Origin of the sequence: Flavobacterium sp. (assembly GCF_044338735.1) — a bacterium.
GTDB lineage: Bacteria > Bacteroidota > Bacteroidia > Flavobacteriales > Flavobacteriaceae > Flavobacterium.
Genome location: NZ_JBIIWV010000238.1, coordinates 1 through 2,556, shown reverse-complemented (window position 1 = coordinate 2,556; position 2,556 = coordinate 1). Strand labels below are relative to the sequence as shown.

The following is a 2,556-nucleotide window of genomic DNA, read 5'->3' as shown; positions in this document are numbered from 1 at the left end:
TTACAATTTTAACTTTGGTTCTATTTCCTAAAACATTATCACCATCTTTAATTTGAGTAGATCTTCTAATGTCAATTCGAACCGACGCATAAAATTTCAAGGCATTTCCTCCGGTTGTAGTTTCAGGACTTCCAAACATTACGCCAATTTTATCACGCAACTGATTGATAAAAAACACGGTACAATTGGTTTTGTGAATGGTTCCTGTTAATTTTCGTAACGCTTGAGACATCAATCGGGCGTGTAATCCCATTTTGCTATCTCCCATATCACCTTCAATTTCGCTTTTTGGAGTCAAGGCGGCAACAGAGTCAATCACGACAATGTCTACTGCACCTGAGCGAATTAAACTTTCTGCAATTTCAAGCGCTTGTTCTCCGTTATCTGGTTGCGAAATGATTAAATTATCAATATCAACACCTAATTTTTCGGCATAAAAACGATCGAAAGCATGTTCTGCATCGATAAATGCTGCAATTCCCCCTGCTTTTTGAGCTTCAGCAATGGCGTGTAATGTTAACGTAGTTTTTCCTGACGATTCTGGGCCATAAATTTCAATGACTCTACCTCTTGGGTATCCATTTACTCCTAAAGCTAAGTCTATTCCTAATGAACCCGAAGGAATTGAATCCACTTCTTCAACGGCGCTATCGCCTAATTTCATTACGGTTCCTTTTCCGTAGGTTTTGTCAAGTTTGTCTAACGTTAATTGTAAGGCTTTTAATTTGGCTTCTTTATCTGCACTCATAATAAGATTATTTTTCGTAAAAATACAGCTTTTTTTAATTGTTCCAAAAAATGTTAATATATTTTTGTTTTTCTTGAGAAAACCGAAATTGATATCCAAATTTATTACATTTACACCCGAATTCTTCCATTTAGAGTTCAACATATTTCTCACTTAAACGTTTATAGCATGCAACTGTACAACACCTTAAGCGCAGAAGAAAGAGCCGAGCTGATTGATCAAGCCGGCAAACAAAGACTTACTTTGTCGTTCTATGCGTATGCCAAAATTGAAGATCCTAAGAAATTTAGAGACGATTTATTCGTTGCTTGGAATGCCCTTGACGCCCTTGGTCGAACCTATGTGGCCAAAGAAGGAATTAATGCACAAATGAGTGTTCCTGCCGAAAATTTTGAAGCCTTTCGCCAAACTTTAGAAGCCTATTCTTTTATGCAAGGCATTCGATTGAATGTAGCCGTTGAACAAGATGATCATTCATTTTTGAAATTGACCGTAAAAGTTCGTGATAAAATTGTAGCCGATGGGTTGAGTGATGAAACTTTTGATGTAACCAATATTGGCGTACATTTAAAAGCAAAGGAATTCAATCAAATCTTAGATGATCCAAACACCATTGTGGTCGATTTTAGAAACCATTACGAAAGTGAAATTGGGCATTTTAAAGGTGCAATTACGCCCGATGTTGAGACTTTTAGAGAAAGTTTACCCATAATCAACGCGCAATTAAAAAACTTTAAAGAAGATAAAAATTTGGTGATGTATTGCACCGGGGGAATTCGTTGCGAAAAAGCATCGGCCTATTTTAAACACCAAGGTTTTAAAAACGTGTTCCAATTAGAAGGCGGCATCATCAATTATGCTAAACAAATTCAAGAAGAAAATCTAGAAAGTAAATTCATTGGTAAAAACTTTGTTTTTGATCATCGCTTAGGCGAAAGAATTACAGACGATATCGTTTCGCAATGCCACCAATGCGGAAAACCGTGTGACAATCACACTAATTGTTTGAATGATGGTTGCCATTTGTTATTCATTCAATGCGACGACTGTAAGACAGCTATGGAAAATTGTTGCTCCACTGAATGTCAAGAAATCACCCATTTGCCTTTAGCCGAACAAGTAAAATTGCGTCGAGGCAAACAAGTCGGGAATAAAGTATTCCGAAAAGGAAAATCTGAAAAATTGAAGTTCAAACATTCGGGTGAACTATCCGATACGGCATTGGCTACAGCCTCAAAATCAAACGATATCCGTCAAAAGATAAAAATCAAGAAAACTCTTTTAGGAAAAGCTGAACATTTTTATGTTAAAGCACAAGTAGGACTTTTTATCATTGAAAATAATGAATTAAAGGTAGGAGAAAAAATCTTAATTTCGGGACCTACAACAGGAAATCAGGAATTAATTTTGGAAAAAATGTTGGTTAACGGAACCGAAAATACAGTTGCTAAACTTGGCGATAAAGTCACGTTTGAAGTCCCATTTAGAGTGCGTTTATCTGACAGACTTTATAAATTAGGAACATAAAATTAGTTCTTACAACTTTTTAAATACTATAAACCTACCTATTTCGTTTTACTACGAGATAGGTTTTTTTATTTTGGACAAACTTCCACTATCGAATTTGAAAGATTCAACAAAAATTCAATATCTTTACGCTCAAAAACGTTTTGAAACGTAGTCCACAAAGGGCAATCACTATATATCGAAATTATGGCATGTACAAACTGTTCAACCACTGATGGTGGTGCACCAAAAGGGTGTAATAATAATGGGTCTTGCGGCACCGATAGCTGCAACAAACTTTC

At 36.0% G+C, this 2,556-nt stretch carries 3 protein-coding genes; 1 reads left to right on the top strand and 2 read right to left on the bottom strand.

Going from position 1 to position 2,556, the window contains the following annotated elements; all coding sequences use genetic code 11:
- Window positions 1-748, bottom strand: a 748-nt coding sequence (gene recA, locus ACIQZC_RS10660) for a recombinase RecA (RefSeq protein WP_396139201.1), incomplete at its 3' end; no start/stop codon positions are given.
- 168 nt (window positions 749-916) lie between these two features.
- On the opposite strand from recA, the gene ACIQZC_RS10655 reads away from it, so the two are divergent.
- A complete protein-coding gene (locus tag ACIQZC_RS10655) occupies window positions 917-2,275 on the top strand; it encodes a rhodanese-related sulfurtransferase (RefSeq protein ID WP_396139200.1) in 1,359 nt (452 codons plus the stop codon).
- A 68-nt stretch (window positions 2,276-2,343) separates the two neighbouring features.
- Here ACIQZC_RS10655 and ACIQZC_RS10650 read toward each other — a convergent pair.
- A partial coding sequence (locus ACIQZC_RS10650; RefSeq protein ID WP_396139202.1) for a hypothetical protein occupies window positions 2,344-2,556 on the bottom strand: 213 nt, incomplete at its 5' end.